Here is a 19,197-nt window from a genome sequence, read left to right on the forward strand (position 1 = left end):
GGGAGACAAACATGGAATATGAAATCACGGAACTGCCGGCGATACGCGTGGCGTATCTGCGCTACAAAGGACCGTTCGGCGCCGCCATCGGCGAGTTCTGGAAAGAGGTGTTCACGCCGTGGCAGAAGGCCTTCGGCCTGCACAACCGCGTGACGTACGGCGTGGCGCAGGACGACCCGGGCACCACGCCGCCGAACGAATGCCGCTACGACGCCTGCGTCGAAGTGGCGGCCGACTACCCGATCGCCGAACCGGCGAAGGAGGCGACGCTGCCGGCCGGCCGCTACGCCGTCGCCAAATTCAACGGCACGGCCGACCAGATGCCGGCGGCGTGGGCCGCGTTCTTCGGGCAGATCCAGGCCGAAGGCAGCTTCGCGCCCGGCCCGTGCATGGAGCGCTACCCTGCCGACTATGCGATGGACCCGGCGACGGGCGTGTTCTCGGCCGAGCTTTGCATCCCGGTCAAGTAAGCTGTACGGCCCGTTTGATGATCGATTCACCGACGCGGATGGCGATCCAAACGGGTTCGAGGTTCTATTGTTGGAAACGCGCTTCAGGCACGACGCTCACCCTTGGGAGAGACAAATTCCGCCTATCATCCAAAATCTTACCGGCGCAGGGATGCTTAGCAATCTGCGTCCCGGAGACGTAGTTTTTTTGCAGACCACTCTTCGATTCCGAAATGACTCGGGCCACTATCAACCCGCCGCAATAAGGGCCAGTTATGCTGGATTGCCTCTTGGATTATTTCTGGCGTATTGAAGGGGGTTCGCATGAATAACCAAATTCAGATTGAGGCCAAGCTCAAAGGATTAGCATCGGAGGATGCGGCGAGTTTCCTGATGGAGACTTTTCCGATTGAAGCCGCGAACTACAGTGATGCTTTCCAAGTCATGGCGCATCGGTCATGGAAAAAAACTGATCAATTGCGATTGGCGCGTTTTTACTTGAAGAAGAGCCCGTTCGTCAGCGCGAAACCATATGAAGTATTTGCTTCATTCATGTCCTTGGCAGCGTTAATATCGGTAGTCAAGGAAGCGATATCGAACAAGCCAAATGATCGTCAATTCATCGCCTATCATGTGGCCCCTCTTCTCAAGAAAAGCATTAGGACCGAGAAGGATCGCGATCTGGTCGCTAGGTTCATTACGGAGTTGAAGTCCAGTCAAACCGGACTTGATCCGACTAATCAAGCCCGTACTATCGATTTTTAAGCGCGGGACAACTCATATCGCCTTCCTGACAATCCTGCAGCGCTTTAATCTCCTTCAACCGGCTCTCGGTTTTCGCTGCGAGACAGCCGCTGCGCACCATCGGATAGGCGCTGCCGCCTTCCGCGCCCGAGCTTTCGAATGCGCAAGACAGGTCCCTGAACTTGACCCAAGCTAGCTGCGCCTGCGTCAGCTGCTTCTTTTGCTCCGCGTTCAGGCGGGCGCGGTACTCGTTATAGGCAAGGTTCAACTTCTTATCGGCAGCGGAATAAGCCTGCCCGGCGCATTGCGTCATCTCGGATTGCGTCGCGGGGGCACTGCAATCGGCCCATGCGCTTGCGGACAGCAACGGCAACAACACTGGCATCACAAATCTGCTTATCTTCATCTCCATCTCCTTGGAATAATCAACCCGACGTCGCGGGTTGCAACGCAATGACGGCCATGCCGCCCAACGCCAGCGCCGCACCCGCCATATCCCAGCGGCTTAGCGCGATGCCATCGACAAAACGAAGCCACAACAACGCCACCGCGATGTACATGCCGCCATATGCGGCATAGGTGCGGCCGGCAGCGCTGGGATGTAAGGTTAGCAGCCAGGCGAAAAGCGCCAGCGAGGCCGCCGCCGGCACCAACAACCACATCGTCTTGCCCTGCTTGAGCGCCAACCACGGCAAATAGCAGCCGACGATTTCAGTCAGCGCGGTCAGCGCGAACAAGCCAGTCAATTTCAAGATGTCCAAACAACGTCCCCCGCAAAACTACGGTTGCGGCGTCCAGCCGCCGCCCATGGCGCGATACAGATCGACCGACGCGACCAGCATCCGCGTGCGCAGTTGCAGCCGTCCGACATCGGCGCTGTACAAGGTGCGCTGCGCGTCCAGCTCCTCCAGGTACGAAGCATAGCCGTTGCGATAGCGATTATGCGCGATGCGCAAGGTCTCGGCCGCCGTGGCGCGGCGCGCGTCGTTCTGCACCGCTTGCTCCCTGAGCTGGTAAATCGCCCCCAGGCTGTTATCGGTCTCCGAAAATGCCGTGCGCACGGCGTTCTCGTAGGCGAAGGTGAGCTGGTCGCGCTGGGCCGCCACCGAGTCGGTCTGCGACTGCACGCGGTCGCCCTCGAACACCGGCGCGGCGATGGCGCCGGTCAGCCGCCACAACGCCGTCGGCGAATTCAGGAAGTCGTGCATTTTCAGGCTTTGGATGCCGCCGACGGCCGTCAGCTTGAACGACGGCAGCAACTGGTCGCGCGTGGCGCGCAGATTGGCGTTGACGGCGACCAGGTTGAATTCCGCCCGCGCGATATCCGGCCGACGGCGCAGCAGTTCGGATGGCAGCCCTTCGGGCACCGGCGGCGGCTCCAGTTGCGCCAATTCCGCACCGCGCGCGATCGGTCCGGGATTGCCGCCGGTGAGGATGGCCAGCGCGTTCTCCTGCTCGAAGATCGAACGCTTCAGCTGCGGCACCTGCTCGGCGGTGGTCTGGTACTCGGCCTGCGCCTGCAGCCACTCCAGCCGCGAGCTGTAACCGACATCGAACTGGCGCTTGGCCAGGTCGCGCGACTCGCCGCGCAGCTTGAGCGTCTGCTCGGTCAACGCCAGCTGGGCGTCCAGCCCGCGCAGGTTCAGGTAGCCGGTGGCGACGGTGGCGGCGATCGACAAGGCCACGGCGTCGGCGTTGGCCCGCTCCGATTGATAGGTGGCGGTGGCGGCGTCGGTCGCGGCGGCCAGACGGCCCCACACGTCCACTTCGTAGCTGGCCTGGATCTCGGCCTGGTAGACGTTGGTGACATACGGCTGGCCATTCGACGCCAACTGGCGCGTGCGGGTCGGCGCCGTATCGACGACGACGTTCGGCTTCTGCCCCGCCGCCGCCACGCCTACCAGCGCGCGGTACTGCGCCACGCGTGCGCGGGCGATGCGCAAGTCGCCATTGTGTTCGAGGGCCTTGGTCACCAGCGCGCTCAGAACCGGATCGCCGAAGGCCTGCCACCATTGCTTTTCGACCGGCGCGGCGCTCTGGGCGGGACCGGGAGCAGTGCGCCAGGCGACGGGGGTCTCCAGGGTCGACGCCGGCGGCGGGCCGACCTTGGCCGCGCAACCGGCCAGCGCCACGATGACCGCGGCGGATACGGCGCGCAGCGCGCCGCGCCGGCTTTGCGACAGTCGCCGGCACTTCATCGGCCGGCTCCCGCGCGCGCCGTGGCGCGCCTGCCATCCGAGTCGTCGAGAACGGCGGAGGTGTCGATGCTGACGATCACCGACATCCCCGGCGCCAGCCGCGCGGCCTTGGCCTGTCCCGGATCGATGCGTATCCGCACCGGTATGCGCTGCGCGATCTTGACGAAATTGCCGGTGGCGTTATCGGCCGGCAGCACGCTGAATTCCGATCCGGTGGCCGGCGATATCCGTTCCACCTGCCCGGTCAGCACCGCGCCATCGAGCGCGTCGACCTTGAAGGTGGCGCTCTGCCCCACCTGCACGTTGTTCATCTGCGTCTCTTTCAGATTGGCGATCACCCACAGCTGGCGCGGCACCAATCCCATCAGGTTGGCGCCGGTGTTGACGTAGGCGCCCTTGCGCACGGTGACCTGTCCCAGTTGACCGTCCTCCGGCGCGATGATGCGGGTGTTTTCCAGATCCACCCGGGCCGCCTTCAGCGCGGCCTGCGCGTTGGCCACCGCCGCCTCCAGCGACAGCTTGTTGACCGTCACCGACTGCACCTGCTGTTTGGCGATGTCCAGATTGGCGCGCGCCTGCGCCACGGCGGCAACCGTCTGCGCCTGCGCGGCTTTTGACGCGTCCTGCTCGCGCAACGACAGCGAGCCGTCGGCCGCCAGCGAATTGACGCGGCCAAGATCGGCCCGCGACCTGACCGCCTGCGCCTGCGCGTTGGCCAGCGTGGCCTGGTTCAGCTGCACGCCCGCCGCCGCCGTCTTGCGCGACTGGTCCCAGTTGGCCAGCGCCGCCTTCTGCGCCGCCAGCTGCGCCTGCGCCTGTTCGTAGCGCTGCTGATAAATGCGGTCGTCGATCTGCACCAGCAAATCGCCCTGCTTCACCTGCTGGAAATCCTGCACCTTGACGTCGACGACATAGCCGGACAACTGCGTGCCGATCAACGTGACCTGCCCGCGCACCAGCGCGTTCTCGGTCGAGACGATGGCGCTGGTGAACGGTGGCAGCCGCCATGCGTACAGCACGATCAGCACGCCGATCAAGGCGACCAGCGAAAACGCGATGGTGGAAACGATCTGCCCGCGACGGCTGGGCGCCGCAGGCAATGGCGGCGGCGCGGCGGCGGTGGCCGGTGTGGCCGGAGCGGAGGGAGGAGCGGAGGTATCGGGTGTATTGGTAGCCATGTCGTTCAGCGTGATCCGGAATTGTTAAGAGAGACGTTGGCCATGCCGGTCTGCGCGTTGTGCGCGGGACTGGGCTGGCACACCACACAGATCGACCAAAGGTAGCGCGCCAGCATCCATGCGAGCGTGAGCACCGCCACCAGTGCGATCATCAGGAAGACATCGTTGTAGGCGAGGATGTTGGCCTCGCGCGCGGCGGCGGCGCCAAGCGAGGCGACGCCTTGCGCGTTGCGCATCGTTGGATCGGCAAGCGTGGCGCCAAGCGACGCGCCGCCGCTTTGAATCCGCGCCGCCACCTGCGGATCGAGCAGGGTCAAATGCTCGACCAGGATGCTGGAGTGATACTTCTCGCGCACCACCTGGAAGGTGCCGACGATCGCGGAGCCGAGCAAACTGCCCAGCGTTTGCGTGATCGAGAACATGACGGAGAAGCTGACCAGGTTACTCGGCGCCGCGATCACGGCGCCAAAGCCGGAGACGAAGGTCGGCCCGATAAACAAGGCGCCGCCGAAGCCGAGCAGGAACTGGCTGACATACATATCGACCGGACGTGTCAGATTGGTGGCGTTGGAATCCATATACGCGCCGATCGCCATCACCACCAGCGACACCATCAACTGCGCGGGAATGCGCGCCGGCGTGATCGTCAACGCGCTCGCCAGCAGGCCGGCCAGGGTGCCGATCATGACGATGATCCACAGCGTCTGCATCTGGTCGTTGGTCAGTCCGAGCGCCTGCAGGAAGCCCACCGTGCCGCTGGCCTCGGACTGCACGATGCGGATCAACAGCACGGACAACGCCAGCCGCGCGATGTTGGCGGTACTGAGCCAGCGCGTGTTGATCAACGGGCGGGCGCGGTTATGCTCGATCAGCAGCGCGCCGGCGATCAGCACGATGGCGCCGGCCAGGCACAGCCCCAGCCAGCGCGACTCGAACCACCATACGGTGCGGCCCAGCGCCAGCGCGGCGGACAACAGCGCCACGCCGGGCGCGAACAGCGCGAAGGTGACGAAGTCCATTTTTTCGAACGCCTTGATGCGGTCCCCCGGCGGCAGCTTGAGGAACAACACGCCGGCCAGCGACACCAGGGCCAATCCCAGCTCGAAGAAGTACAGGCCGCGCCACTCGCCGAACTCCATCAGGTCCGACGAAAACAGGCGCGCCATCGGCAGCGCCAGTTGCGAGAAGCCGATACCCAGCACCACCGCCTTGACGCGATGCTGTGCCGGGAAGGCTTGCAAAACGTAATAGAGGCCCAAGGTTGAAAGCGCGGCGCCGCTCATGCCGTGGGCGGCGCGCACCGCGATGGCCGACGCCAGCCCGTGCACGAACAAGTGCGCGACGGTGGCGACCGCGTACAGCACCAGGAACAATTCGGTGAACAGCCGCAGGCCATACTGCTGGCGGAATTTGACCAGCAGGAGGTTCATCGAGACGTTGGCCATCACGTAGGCGGCCGGCAGCCACTGGATCTCGGCCGAATAGACGCCCAGCGAACCTTGAAGGTAAGGCAGGTTGACCAGCACCAGCGCGTTGCCCAAGCCGCCGGTGATGGCGACGATGAAGCCGATGACGAAGAACGCCAATCGGCGTTCGGTCGTGTGGATAGGACTCGATGGCGATCCGGGGAGCACCGGTCGCTCGTGCGGAAGCCAAACTTGAGGGGCGTACACGTCCATCGATGCCAGTTCTTATCGGTCTTTAAGGGGAGGAAGTTGTTGGAACGAGCATATCACTACGCACGTCATTAATGAAGTTCCGCAGGGCGGCCAAAAGGAAGGGGCGCCGGTTTTTGACCGGCGCCCCCTCACCCTACACCAACCGAAGGTTACAACGCAGCCGCGTCAACCTCGCGCTGGAAGTTCCGATGCGCGCCCAGGGCGGCCTTGAACTCGGCCAGCGCCGGCACCACGCCACCGGCGGGAACGCACCACAGCGATGGATCGGCCGAACCGTCTTCCATTTTCTCCGGCACGCCGGCCTTGCGCAGCAAGTCGGCGCCCGCCCCCACCGCCAGGATCGGCTTACAGTGACGGAACTGCTGGCGCACGAAATCGAGCGCGTCGGCGTCACCCATCAACATCTTGACACTGGCTTCGCCATCGGCGACGACCACCGCGTCGTACAACACCGGCGGACCGCCCTGGATGGTGATTTCCACATCCAGGGCGCTGCCATCGGCGGCGACCAGTTGGCCCAGGTGCGGCGCCACCACGCGCGGCACCGCGCCGGCGGCCAGCAAATCGGCGTAGATCGCCTTGACACCGGCGGCATCGACGCCATGCGCCGCCAGGATGGCGACCTTGCGCGCCTGGACGCCAACGGCGCCGGGACGCGCCAGCAGCGACAGCGCCGGCGACGGTGCATAGTGCGGCTGCGGCGCGGTGGTCGCCAGCGGCATCGGCGCCGGCACCTCCAGGCCCAAGCCCTGCGCCACGCCTTCGGCCAGCACCGGATCGACGTTGGCCAGCATCGACAGCAGGCGCACGCGGATAGCGAGCGTTTGCACGCGCCCCAGCTCGAAGCTGAACGCGTTGACGATGTGGGTCTGCTCCGACGGCGTCTGGCTGATCCAGAACAGGCGCGCCTGCGAATAGTGGTCGGCGAACAGCTCCGGCTTGCCGCGCACCTTGTCCTCCGGCGCCTGCTTCACGCTGCTGAAGGCGGTCTGGAAGCCGGCCATCCCGGCCTGGAACGGATTACCGCCGGCCAGCGAGTTCGGCTCGTAGGCCACGCGTCCGCGCGCGATCGCCTGGCGATGCATGCCGTCGCGCTGGTTGTTGTGCACCTGCGCCACCGGCGTGTTGATCGGGATCTCGTGGAAGTTGACGCCACCGAGACGGCTGATCTGGGTGTCCAGATACGAGTGGATACGGCCTTGCAGCAGCGGGTCGTTGGTGAAGTCGATGCCCGGCACGATGTGCGCGGTGCAGAACGCCACCTGTTCGGTCTCGGCGAAGAAGTTGTCCGGATTGCGGTTCAAGGTCATCTTGCCGACGATCTGCAGCGGCACCAGTTCCTCCGGCACGATCTTGGTCGAATCGAGCACGTCGAACGGGAATTCCTCCGCCTGTTCCTCGGTGAAGATCTGCACGCCCAGTTCCCATTCAGGGTAGGCGCCCGCTTCGATCGCTTCCCACAGGTCGCGGCGGTGGAAGTCGGGATCGGCGCCGATGATCTTGGCCGCCTCGTCCCACACCAGCGAGTGCGTGCCCGGCACAGGATTCCAGTGGAATTTGCAGAACACCGACACGCCATCGGCGTTCACCAGGCGGAAGGTGTGCACGCCGAAGCCCTGCATGGTGCGGTAGCTGCGCGGGATGGCGCGGTCGGACATCTGCCACAGCAGCATGTGGGTCGATTCCGGCATCAACGTGACGAAATCCCAGAAGGTGTCGTGCGCGCTGGACGCCTGCGGCATCGCGAAATGCGGCTCCGGCTTGACGGCATGGACCAGGTCCGGGAATTTCATCGCATCCTGGATGAAGAATACCGGCATGTTATTGCCGACCAAATCCCAGTTGCCTTCGTCGGTGTAGAACTTGACGGCGAAGCCGCGCACATCGCGCACGGTGTCGGCCGAACCGCGTTCGCCGGCGACGGTGGAGAAGCGCACGAACACCGGCGTGCGTTTGCCAGCGGCGGCGAACGGCGCGGCGCGCGTGACGGCGCTCAAATCGCCATAGCTTTCGAAGTAGCCGTGGGCGGCCGAACCGCGCGCGTGCACCACGCGCTCCGGAATGCGCTCATGGTCGAAGTGCGTGATCTTTTCGCGCAGGATGAAGTCTTCCATCGCGGTCGGGCCGCGCAGGCCGATCTTGAGCGAATTCTGGTTGTCGGCGACCGGCACGCCCTGATTGGTGGTCAGGCGCTGGTCGGCGGAATCGACACGCACGCGGTCCAACGGCTCGATGGTGGCGTTGACGCTGTGCGGCGGCACGCCGCTGCCGACTTTTGGCGAAGCGGTGGTTTCGCCGGTGGTGCTGGCGCCGGCGATCGGATGCGGAGGCGTGACGGTCTGGCCGGGCTGCGGCGTGCGCGAGGCGTCGCCATGTTCGCCAGCTTTATTGGCGTTGAACGGCATGCCCGCGGCCACTGCCTGGGTGCCGCCCACCTTGGCCAGCAACGCAGCTTCCTGGGGCACGCCGCCCAAACTGGTCGGCGGCGCGGAGGTCGATGGTCCTGCGACGGTGCTCAATACGGAGCCAGCCCCCATTACGGAGGCCGGCGTCTTTTTACTAGTTGCCATTTGGTGTCCCTTGGTGATCGGCGCCCGCACGGGCCGCCGGTCGCACCAGCAGCGATACCGGTCGGGCAGCCTGGATTACTTGCGCGAGTTAAGCAGCTTGGAGATGCCATAGCCTGCGGCGGCGGCGATCAGCACCGAGATCGCAGGGCTGGAGCGCACGTGGCTGCGGCCCGATTCGGCCAGTTTTTTGTAGCTTTCGGTGACTTGCTTGCTGCGGACGGCCAGACGCTCGGAAACGCTGTCGACGGTGCCGGAGACGCTGGCGACGCCGTCGGCGACTTTATCGACGCCGGTATGGGCGCGGGTGGCCAGACGGTCGGCCGTTGGTGGAACCTTGTCGGCAACGCGGTCGATGGCGGCGTGCGCGTCGGCGCGCAGGTCTTTGCCGATCTGGGTCACGCCTTCGCGGGCGCTGTTACCCGAGCCGCTACCGGCGGTGTTACCGGCGTTGTTGCCCGTGCTATTACCAGTGGTACCGTTGATTTTAGTATCGATGCTGTTTTCCATGATGGTTCCTCTCGTTTGTTGGTCGTTTGTTTCAACACTGCAGGAACCAAGATAGGCTTGTTGGTCACATGCTACCGTGCGCAATCTAACAAAGTAGCAACCTCGGGCGAAGTTATCCGCCGATGCGCGGCTAAGTGAGTTGCCACACGGACGGTGCACGCGATTAGGCGGATGCTCAGGTAAAATACCGTAACACCGACTCCAGGAGAGCGCCATGTTTCCCATCTCATCCACAACGCTGAGCGGGCCCAATCCGGCGAACTTTCCGCTGGTATCGCCCACTGCGGCGGTCGACTCAGTCAACTCCTCGACGATCGCCCCGGTCGGATCAGCCATTGATGCCCCGGCACAATCATCGGTCCAGGTGGATTTGTCGCCCGTGGCCAACTTCTTGCTGACGGTGTCGCAGTCGCGCGAGCAGATCGCCCAGTTGCAGGCAACGGTAGCCAATGGCGCCGATCCGCAGGAGGCGGCCGCCCGCGCCGCGACCTTAAATGACGCCACGCAAAATGTAGTGAATGCGTTCAACTTATTGCCGGGCGTGGAATTTAACCAGGCACAGCCGCAAGCACCGTCGCTGCTGAATAGCCTGGTGGAAAGTTTGAACCGGCAGACCTTGGGCGCGCAGGCGAACCAGCGGCTGAACCAGACGAACCAACCAAATCAACCTCAAAGCGGCGCCCAGAGCCTGGCCCAAAGTCTGTCGCGGATCGGCATCACCCTGCAGCCGCCGTTGTTGTCGGACGCCGCGGCCGGCCTGTCGCTCGACAACGAGATCTTGCGCGCCTCCTTCAACACCGACAACCAGTCGACCACCGGCACGCTGCAAAACACGCTCGATACGTTCAGCGAGCTGGCGACGCGCTTCGCCGAGCAGTTGAGCGCCGCCGGCAGCGGCGCCCTGCCCGCGCTGGCCAGCGCGCAGCAGGATGCGTTGACGCCGCAAGACCTGGTGGCCAACGCGCGCCTGGATATGGCGCGCGCCGAACTCGATCTGCTCAGGCAAATTCCATTGCCCGACACCGCCGCCGACAGGCTGGCGGCGCAGCGCGCGGAACTGGAAGAGCCGCTCACGCCACGGGCGACCGCGCCGGATTCGCCGATCGTCAATCCGCTGCAGGCCTCCACCGCCGAGGTGATCGCCGCGCAGAACGCCGAGGCGCTGCGGGCGCAGGCCGACGCGCGGGAAGCCGACGCGCGGGAAGCCGACATCGACGCGCTGCCATCCCAGCAAAGCCAGGCCGCGCAATCGCTGCAAGCGGCCGACCGGGTGGAGCAAGGCCGGGCGGCGGATGCGGCGCAAGAGAACCAGCGGACGTCGGAGGCCGCCACGGAGCGCAGCGCGGCGCAAGCGGCTGCCGATGCCGCGCAGGCCACGGCGGCGGCACAGGCGGCGCGCCAGCAGGCCGCATCCGGATTGAACGCCACCACCGCCGCCAGAACGCAGGCGGCGGCGCAGGCAAACATCGCCCGCAGCGCGGCGTCGGCCGCGACCGCAACCAATTCCGCCAACGCGACCGCCGAGCAGCAAGCCGTCGCGGCGCAAAACGCGGCGACCAATCTGGCGGCCGCCAACGCCGCGGCCGCGTCGGCATTGGCGCAGGCCCAGGCCGCGCAAGGCGCGGCCGACGCCCTGGCGGCGCAAAGCGCCGAAGCCAGCGCCGTGGCGGCGCAGGCACGCGCCGCGCTGGCCGCGGCGACGTCGCCGGAAGCGGCCAACGCCGCCGGCGCCATCGCCGCCCAGCAGGCCGCGGCCGCCCAAACCACCGCCAGCAATCTGGCGGCCGCCAACGCGGCGGCGGCGGACGCGCAGCAACAGGCGCGCGCCGCGCAAGTGGCCGCCGTGCAGGCGTCGACGGCGCAAACCAATCCGCTGCAGGGCAACCCCGCGCTGGCGGCGGCCATCGCCGCATACAACATCACCGACCCGGCGCTGCTGGGCGCCAATGCGCGCGCCACGCAATCGGCGGTCAGCGCGACGCCGCGTGTATCGGCCGTCGCGGCGCCGGCCAGGACGCGCGGCATCGGGCCCGGCCAGTAAGGCCCGCGGCATGCGGCCGGCCGCATGCGGAAATCGGCACAGGGATGGCGCGTCGAAGGCGCGCCATCCCGCCATCGCCGCGCAAGGCCGCTTCCCCGCTACCGAATTAAATTTCGAGCGCCCGTCGTTTATCGGCCGATCGCGCCAAATATTTCCCGATCCCGCGCCAAAGTCACACGATAATACGATTCGTTTTTAGCGATAATCACGAATTGCATTTCACAACCATCGACATCGGGAGTTCGCATGTATTTGAAGCACAGCGTGAAGCACAGCGTGAAGCACAGCGTGAAGCACATCGCCGCCGCCACGGCGCTACTGGCCGCCGCCGGCGCCTACGCCCAGGACGCCGTGGTCAAGATCGGCCATAGCGGCCCGCTGTCCGGCGCGCAGGCGTTTTCGGGCAAGGACAACGAGAACGGCGCCCGTCTGGCGGTGGAAGAACTCAACGCCAAGCCGATCACCGTGGCCGCCAAAAAGCTCAAGTTCGAACTGCTGTCGGAGGACGACCAGGGCGACCCGAAAGCCGGCGTCGCCGCCGCGCAAAAGCTGATCGACAACGGCGTCAAATACGTCGTCGGCCCTTACAACTCCGGCGTGGCGATTCCCGCTTCGCGCGCCTACAACGATGCCGGGGTACTGGTCGCGACCATCGCCACCAATCCCAAGATCACGCTGCAAGGCTACAAGGGCCTGTTCCGCGTCAACGCCAGCGACTCCCAGCTCGGCTCCAAGATGGCGCTGTACGCGGCCAATGAACTCAAGTTCAAAACCGTCGCCGTGATCGACGACCGCACCGCCTTCGGCCAGGGCGTGGCGGAAGAATTCAAGAAGCAGGCGAAAGCCTCCGGCATGACCGTGGCCGGCCACGAATTCACCACCGACAAGGCGTTCGACTTCAACGCCATCCTGACCAAGCTGAAAAACAAGAAGGTCGAGGCGATCTTCTTCGGCGGCTACGCGCCGCAGGCGGCGCCGATGGTGCGCCAGATGAAGCAGCTGGGCATCACCGCCAAGCTGCTCGGCGGCGACACCATCTGCACCGGCGAGATGGGCAAGCTCGGTGGCGACGCGGTGGCCGACAACGTCCTGTGCTCGCAGGGCGGCGCGATCCTGGACAAGGCCTCCAGCGGTCCGGCGTTCAAAGCCAAGTACAAGGCGCGCTACAAGCAGGACGCCGACGTCTACGCCGCGTCGTACTACGATGCGACCATGATGTACGCGCAAGCGATGCAAAAGGCGAATTCGATCGATCCGCAGAAGGTGTCGGCGGTCATCGGCGCCGGTTCGTACAAGGGCGTCGCCGGCACCTACGCGTTCGACGAGCGTGGCGACATGAAGCAGTCGCCGGTGACGATCTTCACCTTCAAAGGCGGTCAGCCGGTGCCGTTGACCAGCTATTGACCCGCTTGCGATAGCGGCCCGGCGGCCGATCGCGCGCGGTTCAACGCGATCAGGCTGTCGAACGCATGCCGGGCGCCTTCGCACGCTTCGGCGATGTCCCGCGCGCCCACCACGTGTTCACGCAGCGCGGCGATGAATTGCTGCCAGCGGGGGCCGGGCGAACCGGCTCCGCGCAGATAGCCGAGCGGATGGGGCGCCAGCTTCTCCGCCAGCCGTTTATACAGCACCGCCCCGCCTAGTTGCGATCCTTCGACCACATAGCACACGCCCCAGCGCCACGCCGGCCCGCACTGCGCCGGCCAGGCCGCCGCCGGGCCGCCGCGCGGCGCGTCCGCCATGCCGGCCATCGCTGCGTGCGCCAGATCCTCCCGGATCGCATCCAGATAGGCAGGCAGCCTCGGCGCGTCATCGAAGCGCCCGATCCAGTCCTGGATCGGCGCCAGCCACTGCTCCAGCAGCCGCAAATGGTCGTGATAGGCGCGCAAATCCACCTCCGCCGCCGCCAGCGGCGTGCCGGCGTCGAGCTCCGCGTGTCGCTGCGCGGTGGCCTCCCGCAACGCGGCCAGCACATCTTGTTCCACAGTGGAAATTTCTTCCAAGATATTTCCCAATTTCTTATCGATGACAAGATTTTACACAGTGAAATGCTAGCGCGCGCACGGTAGACGCCGACAAATTCTGGAAAGATAGAGCTAAGGTAAAATTTAGTTACTACCAGCATACTGCCTATGAACCAAAACCAATCCCAGAACTGCTCAGTGCTGTTGATCGACGACGAAGCGATGGCTGAAGACTTGATCGGCTATCACATGTCGCGCCAGCAAGGCATCACGCTGCGCTATGACAATCGCGCCGAACTGGCCGTCCAGCTGTGCAAGGAGGTCGACGCCGATGTCCTGCTGGTGGACCTGCGCATGCCCGGCGCCGACGGCTTCGACGTGATCCGCATGCTGCGCGCCGATCCGCATACCGAGCATCTGCCCGTGATATTGCTGTCGTCGGAGGACGATGCCGATATCAAGGCGCAGGCGTTCGCGCTCGGCGCCAACGACTATCTGGTCAAATGGCCGGAGGCGCGCGAGCTCGAAGCGCGCATCCGCTACCACTGCGCCGCCTATCAGGCGCGCCAGCAGCGCGACGCCGCCTTCCTGGAACTGCGCCAGCGCGAAGAAGAGCTGCGGGTCAGCCAGGCCGCCCTGCACCAGGCGCAGAAGATGGAAGCGATCGGCCAGCTGACCGGCGGCGTCGCCCACGATTTCAACAACGTCCTGCAAATCATCAGCGGCAACCTGCATTTGCTGCAGATGGTCGGCGACGTCAACCCGCAAGGCATGGCGCGCATCGAGAACGCGCTCAATGGCGTCGAGCGCGGCGCGCGGCTGGCCGCGCACCTGCTCGCGTTCGCGCGCCGCCAGCCGCTGCAAAGCGCGGTGGTCGATTTGACGCCGGTGCTGGCCGATATGGACGACATGCTGCGCCGCGTGCTCGGTCCGCGCGCGGTGGTGATCGCCGACATCGCCACGCGCTTGTGGAACACCGACGTCGATGTCAGCCAGCTCAATAACGTGATCCTGAACCTGGCCATCAACGCGCGCGACGCCATGGGCGGCGACGGCACGCTGACCATCCGCGCCCGCAACCTGCACTCCGGCTCCGAGCAGCTGTCGAAGATCGGCGACGGCCAGGGCGACTACGTGTTGATCGAGATCGCCGACACCGGCTCGGGCATGTCGCAGGAGGTGATGCAACGGGCGTTCGAGCCGTTCTTCACCACCAAGCCGACCGGCCAGGGCACGGGGCTGGGCCTGAGCATGGCCTACGGTTTCGTCAAGCAGTCGGGCGGCGAAATCGCGCTGCAAAGCACCTTGGGCTCAGGCACCTGCGTGCAGATCTATCTGCGCCGCAGCCAGGCCCAGGCCGAACCCGAGCACTCGACGGCGCTGCCGGCGTTGACCGGCGGCGTGGAAACCATACTGGTGGTGGAGGACGAGGAGGCGGTGCGCGCCGCCACCGTCGACATGCTGTCGACGTTGGGCTACAAGGTACTGAGCAGCGCCAATGCCGAACAGGCGACCCACCTGATCGACGGCGGCGTGCATATCGACCTGCTGTTCACGGACGTGATGATGCCTGGCCGCGTGAGCAGCCTGGAATTGAGTGAGTTGGTGCGCGAAAAGCTGCCGCTGGCGCAGATCCTGTTCACGTCCGGTTATGCGGAAGGGGTGCTGTCGCACGACGGCAAATTGCCGCCGGGGGTCAATCTGCTGCAAAAGCCCTATACCGTCGAAACCCTCAGCTCGCGCATCCGCCAACTGCTGCGCAAGCGCGGCGCAACCGCGTCGGCTTAAGCGCGGCGGCCGACTACTGCGGCTTGACGTAGCGGTGCGATCCCGGCGGCGGCTCGTTGAGCACCGCCCAGAAAATCCCCAGGTCGGCGATCGCCCGCACGAACTCCTGGAAATCGACCGGCTTGACGACATAGGCGTTCACGCCCAGTTCATAGCTGCGGATCAGGTCCTGCTCCTCGCGCGAGGACGTCAGCATCACCACGGGGATGCTTTTCAGCGTCGCGCTGCCGCGGATCTCGGCCAGCACTTCCAGGCCGTCGACCTTGGGCAGTTTCAGGTCGAGCAGCACCACGGCGGGGTTGCCCTGCTCCCGGCTGGCGAAGCTGCCGCGCGCGTGCAAATAATCGAGTGCGTCGGCGCCATCGCGCACGACGATCACTTCATTGGCCAATTGGCTGCGTTCCAGCGCAATCAGCGTCAGCTCCAGATCATGAGGGTTGTCTTCAACCAGCAGGATAGGCTTTAACATAGGCGTGCCTCAAACTTTATCGGTATTTGTATTGGTATTGGTCGGTATGGCAAAGGAAAACGTCGCTCCCTCGCCCGGCGCCGACCGCGCCCAAACGCGGCCGCCATGGCGCTCGATGATCCGCCGTACATTCGCCAGGCCGATGCCGGTGCCCTGGAAGTCCTCCATGCGGTGCAGCCGCTGGAAAACCCCGAACAGCTTGTGCGCGTAATCCATGTTGAAGCCGACGCCATTGTCGGCGACATGGAACACGGTTTCCTGGGGCAGCCGCTCGCTGGTGATACGTATGACGGCAGGATCGCTCTGCGCGGTGAACTTGACGGCGTTTGAAAGCAGATTGTACAACGCCAGCTGCAGGAACGACGGATCGGCGATGATTTCAGGCAGTTGCTCGACCTGCCAATCGATGCGGCGCGCGGGGGTGTCCGGCGCCAGTTTGTCGATGCAGCCGCGCACCAGATCGTCCATGCGCACGCGCACCGGCCGCAGTGCCGCCCTGCCCATTTGCGAAAAACTCAACAAATCGTCCACCAGCTTGCCGGCCAGCCGGGCGGATTCCTTGATGTTGACCAGGAAGCGCTGGCGCCTTTCCGGGTTATCGCTGCCAGCCGTCTCCATCAGCAGGTCGGAGAAGCCGACGATGTGGCGCAGCGGCGCGCGCAAGTCGTGCGACACCGAGTACGAGAACGCCTCCAGCTCCTTGTTGGCCCGGCCCAGCTCCTCGGCCAGATCGGCCATTTGCTCGGCGCGTTCGAGCGCGATCCCCAGCAGCGCGGTGCGGAATTCCAGCGCCAGTTCCAGTTCGCCCTCGTGCCACGGCGCGGAGGTGCCATGGACCGCCTCGCGCCAGCTGGCGAAGCTGGTGCGCGGCGACAGCATGCCCGGCGACTTTTCCATTTTTTCCGGGCGACCCGCCCAGTCGATCGAGTACACCACCTCGGGACGGAACCACAGCAGATAATGCTGGTGGATGCGCGAGATCTGCATCGCCATCAAGCCGCTGGCGGAGTCGGTGTAGGCCGCCGCCGCCGGATAGACGGTACCCAGACGGTCGCTGTGGAACAGGTCCTCGTGCACGTTGGCGCTGAGCCATCCCACCAGGCCGCGTATCTGCTCGTCGTCCGGCGTGAGCCCGTAGCTGATCAACCGGTCGTCGACGACGATGGCGACGCCGCCGGCGCGCGCGAAGCGCAGCAGCTCGGGCAGCACGCTGCGCAGGTTTTCGATGAAGTCCGCGCCCTGCGTCAGACCGCCCAGCAGGTTGACCATCACGCGCCGCACCTCCAGCCGGAACTGCATCTGGTCGGCGTCCGAACGGTTGCGGATGCGCAGCGCCAGGATTTGCCCCAGCTGCTCGCACACGCTGCGCTGGTGGAAGCTGAGGTGGCGCGCCTGCGAGTGGTGGCACGAAATCAGGCCCCACAGCTTGCCCTTGACGATCAGCGACACCGACATCGACGCCATCGTGCCCATATTGCGCATGTATTGCAGATGGATCGGCGAGACGCTGCGCAGCGACGCGAACGACAGGTCGTTGGGCTTTCCGGTGAGCGGATTTTCGGCTGGCACCAGCCGCGCCGGCTGATAGTCGGCATCCTGGATCAGGCGGATGCGGTTGGCCAGGTACAGCTCGCGCGCTTGGCGCGGAATGTCGCTGGCCGGGAAGCGCTGGCCAAGATAGCCGTCGTAGCCCTCGCCGATGCATTCGGCCAGCACGTTGCCGTGGCCTTCCTCGTCGAAGCTATAGACCAGCACCCGGCCGAAACCGGTCAGCGCGCGGATCTCGCTGGCGGCCAGCTGGCACAATTCAACGATGGTGTCGGCGTCGCTGATCTTGTTGAGGAAATCGCCGACCAGGGGATACAGCTGCTGGATGCCGGCGTCGATGGTGCCGCGCGCGCGCTCGAATTCGAGCACCAGCAAGTCGTCGTAGGCGTGGGCCAGCACGTCGAACGCCTCGCCTTCCAGGCCGACGGTGGCGATATAGGCCGGACGCTCGCGCAACTGGCCGCCGCGCAGACTGTGTTCGAGCGCCTGCGCGCTGCGGGCGCCGATGACGTCCGTGAGCGGGCGCCCGAGCGCCTTCTCGGGCGGGATGCCGGTGAACTCGGCCAGATTGTCACTGACCTGCATCACCTCGAGCCGTGGCGAGAGCGCCAGCAGGAAACCATGCGGCTGAATACTGCCCGGCGTACGTATAGGCTCGCTGTCACATGTCGCTAATTCGGTGTCGGTGCTGGCCTGTGGCATGATGGGCTGCGGGCGAACCCGGTATTAACAAAGCCACATGATATCAACTTTTGGGCCGTCCCGACGCACGATGCGCCACCAATAACGGGTCAGCGCCGAAGATCAGCTAACCCAGTTGCAGCTCCCAGTACCCCATGTCGATCCAACGGTCGAACTTGCGGCCCACCTGCTTGAAATGGGCGACTTTCTCGAAGCCGAGGCGTTCGTGCAACGCCACGCTGGCCGGATTGGGCTGGGCGATGCCGCCGATGGCCATGTGGATTTCGCGCGCGCGCAGCTCCTCCAGCAGGGTTTCATACAGCGCCGAGCCGATGCCCTTGCCGCCCCGCCCCGGCGCCACGTACACGCTGGTCTCGGCCGAATAGCGGTAGGCGCTGCGCACGCGCCATTTGGTGGCGTAGGCATAGCCCACCACGGCGCCCTCGGACTCGTACACCAGCCAGGGCAAGGCCGCCGTCACGTCGCGGATGCGGGCCGCCATTTCGTCCGGCGTCACCGGGCGCTCTTCGAAACTGATCACCGTGGTGGCGACGTAGTGGTTGTAAATCTCGACAATGGCGCAAGCATCGTCCGGTGTGGCGGGTCTGATCATCGGTAAGTCAATACGTGTTGAAAAAATCATCGAAAATAGGAATGATGGCAAGCGACAGCACCCCCAGCGCCAGCGGAACGGTGGCGATAAAACCCAATAACTTAAAGCCGAACGCCCCAAGCAGGCCGCCAAGCAGGAAGGCGCCCAGCAGGGAACATAACAAGGATAGGCGATTGCGATCGGCCACGACCTTTTCGGGCCTAGCGCCGTCTGCGCCGCCTTGCCCCATATTCCAATAAAACAGCTTGCCCAACTCGATGCCGATATCGGTCACCAGCCCGGTGACGTGGGTGGTGCGGATCTCGGCGCGCGACACCTTGGTGACGATGGCGTTCTGAAGTCCCATCACGAAGCAAAGCAGGGCCACGATGGCCGTGATGTGGCCTCGCCCCGCCAGCGTGCCGCCCATCACGCCGAAGACGAGCAACAGCGCCGCCTCCAGCATCAGCGGCAGCGCATAGCGGCTATGGGCGCCCCGGCGGCGCCCCCAGTTGACCAGGATCGCGGAGGTGGCCGCGCCCAGGAAGAAGGCCAGCAGCGATATCGCCCCCGCCAGCAGCAGCGCCGCGTCGCCCACCGCGGCGTTGTCGGCCAGCGCCGAGACGATGCCCGACATGTGGGAGGTGTATTGTCCGACCGCGAAAAAACCGCCGGCGTTGACCGCGCCGGCCACGAAGGCCAAGGCGCGGCCAAGGCGGCGGTTGCTGATATCGGTGCGGTGCGGACCGGTCAAGGCGCGCAGGTAGTGCATGGGCATGGCGGCTCGCT

The 19,197-nt window shown here is 65.1% G+C and carries 17 protein-coding genes; 5 read left to right on the forward strand and 12 right to left on the reverse strand.

Going from position 1 to position 19,197, the window contains the following annotated elements:
* Positions 1-11 precede the first annotated feature (11 nt).
* Positions 12-470, forward strand: coding sequence for an AraC family transcriptional regulator (locus BMX85_RS20670; protein ID WP_090323101.1), 459 nt, complete (start codon positions 12-14; stop codon positions 468-470).
* A gap of 303 nt (positions 471-773) precedes the next feature.
* A complete protein-coding gene (locus BMX85_RS20675) occupies positions 774-1,214 on the forward strand; it encodes a hypothetical protein (protein WP_090323103.1) in 441 nt (146 codons plus the stop codon).
* Here the strand turns inward: BMX85_RS20675 and BMX85_RS20680 are convergent.
* From BMX85_RS20680 to BMX85_RS20710, 7 genes are all read right to left on the reverse strand, one after another.
* On the reverse strand, positions 1,201-1,599 hold the full coding sequence (locus BMX85_RS20680) for a lysozyme inhibitor LprI family protein (protein ID WP_177196834.1): 399 nt from the start codon (positions 1,597-1,599) through the stop codon (positions 1,201-1,203). The genes BMX85_RS20675 and BMX85_RS20680 overlap by 14 nt on opposite strands.
* 19 nt (positions 1,600-1,618) lie before the next feature.
* Entirely contained in the window at positions 1,619-1,954 is a 336-nt protein-coding gene (locus tag BMX85_RS20685) for a YnfA family protein (protein WP_090323109.1), read from the reverse strand.
* An 18-nt stretch (positions 1,955-1,972) separates the two neighbouring features.
* Positions 1,973-3,391, reverse strand: a complete 1,419-nt coding sequence (locus BMX85_RS20690; protein WP_090323111.1) for an efflux transporter outer membrane subunit — start codon at positions 3,389-3,391, stop codon at positions 1,973-1,975.
* Positions 3,388-4,569: an HlyD family secretion protein gene (locus tag BMX85_RS20695; protein ID WP_090323114.1), complete on the reverse strand. Its 1,182-nt coding sequence runs from the start codon at positions 4,567-4,569 to the stop codon at positions 3,388-3,390. The genes BMX85_RS20690 and BMX85_RS20695 overlap by 4 nt, the downstream gene beginning before the upstream one ends.
* Before the next feature lie 5 nt (positions 4,570-4,574).
* Positions 4,575-6,203 carry an MFS transporter gene (locus BMX85_RS20700; RefSeq protein WP_229210592.1) on the reverse strand — a complete coding sequence of 543 codons (1,629 nt, stop codon included), beginning with the start codon at positions 6,201-6,203 and terminating at the stop codon, positions 4,575-4,577.
* A 194-nt stretch (positions 6,204-6,397) separates the two neighbouring features.
* Entirely contained in the window at positions 6,398-8,818 is a 2,421-nt protein-coding gene (locus tag BMX85_RS20705) for a catalase (protein ID WP_090323850.1), read from the reverse strand.
* Positions 8,819-8,893: 75 nt separating this feature from the next.
* Positions 8,894-9,325 (reverse strand): hypothetical protein, encoded by a 432-nt coding sequence (locus BMX85_RS20710; protein WP_229210593.1) that lies wholly within the window; start codon positions 9,323-9,325, stop codon positions 8,894-8,896.
* Positions 9,326-9,704: 379 nt separating this feature from the next.
* Between BMX85_RS20710 and BMX85_RS20715 the strand changes: the two genes are divergently transcribed.
* Complete coding sequence (locus BMX85_RS20715; protein WP_143068038.1) at positions 9,705-11,366, forward strand: hypothetical protein; 1,662 nt, start codon at positions 9,705-9,707, stop codon at positions 11,364-11,366.
* Between the two features lie 246 nt (positions 11,367-11,612).
* A complete protein-coding gene (locus BMX85_RS20720) occupies positions 11,613-12,770 on the forward strand; it encodes a branched-chain amino acid ABC transporter substrate-binding protein (RefSeq protein ID WP_090323120.1) in 1,158 nt (385 codons plus the stop codon).
* On the opposite strand, the gene BMX85_RS20725 is transcribed toward BMX85_RS20720, so the two are convergent.
* On the reverse strand, positions 12,764-13,369 hold the full coding sequence (locus BMX85_RS20725; protein ID WP_307173944.1) for a biliverdin-producing heme oxygenase: 606 nt from the start codon (positions 13,367-13,369) through the stop codon (positions 12,764-12,766). The two genes, BMX85_RS20720 and BMX85_RS20725, sit on opposite strands and share 7 nt — an antisense overlap.
* 129 nt (positions 13,370-13,498) lie before the next feature.
* On the opposite strand from BMX85_RS20725, the gene BMX85_RS20730 reads away from it, so the two are divergent.
* Complete coding sequence (locus BMX85_RS20730; protein ID WP_090323122.1) at positions 13,499-15,118, forward strand: response regulator; 1,620 nt, start codon at positions 13,499-13,501, stop codon at positions 15,116-15,118.
* Between the two features lie 13 nt (positions 15,119-15,131).
* Here BMX85_RS20730 and BMX85_RS20735 read toward each other — a convergent pair whose 3' ends face one another.
* The 4 genes from BMX85_RS20735 to BMX85_RS20750 form a co-directional block, all read right to left on the reverse strand.
* Positions 15,132-15,587, reverse strand: a complete 456-nt coding sequence (locus BMX85_RS20735; RefSeq protein ID WP_090323125.1) for a response regulator — start codon at positions 15,585-15,587, stop codon at positions 15,132-15,134.
* A 9-nt stretch (positions 15,588-15,596) separates the two neighbouring features.
* Entirely contained in the window at positions 15,597-17,837 is a 2,241-nt protein-coding gene (locus BMX85_RS20740; protein WP_090323128.1) for an ATP-binding protein, read from the reverse strand.
* A gap of 106 nt (positions 17,838-17,943) precedes the next feature.
* On the reverse strand, positions 17,944-18,429 hold the full coding sequence (locus BMX85_RS20745; protein ID WP_090323131.1) for an arsinothricin resistance N-acetyltransferase ArsN1 family B: 486 nt from the start codon (positions 18,427-18,429) through the stop codon (positions 17,944-17,946).
* Between the two features lie 7 nt (positions 18,430-18,436).
* Positions 18,437-19,186, reverse strand: a complete 750-nt coding sequence (locus tag BMX85_RS20750; RefSeq protein ID WP_090323133.1) for a YoaK family protein — start codon at positions 19,184-19,186, stop codon at positions 18,437-18,439.
* Positions 19,187-19,197: the final 11 nt, after the last annotated feature.

Origin of the sequence: Duganella sp. CF517 (genome assembly GCF_900110275.1) — a bacterium.
Lineage (GTDB): Bacteria > Pseudomonadota > Gammaproteobacteria > Burkholderiales > Burkholderiaceae_D > Rugamonas.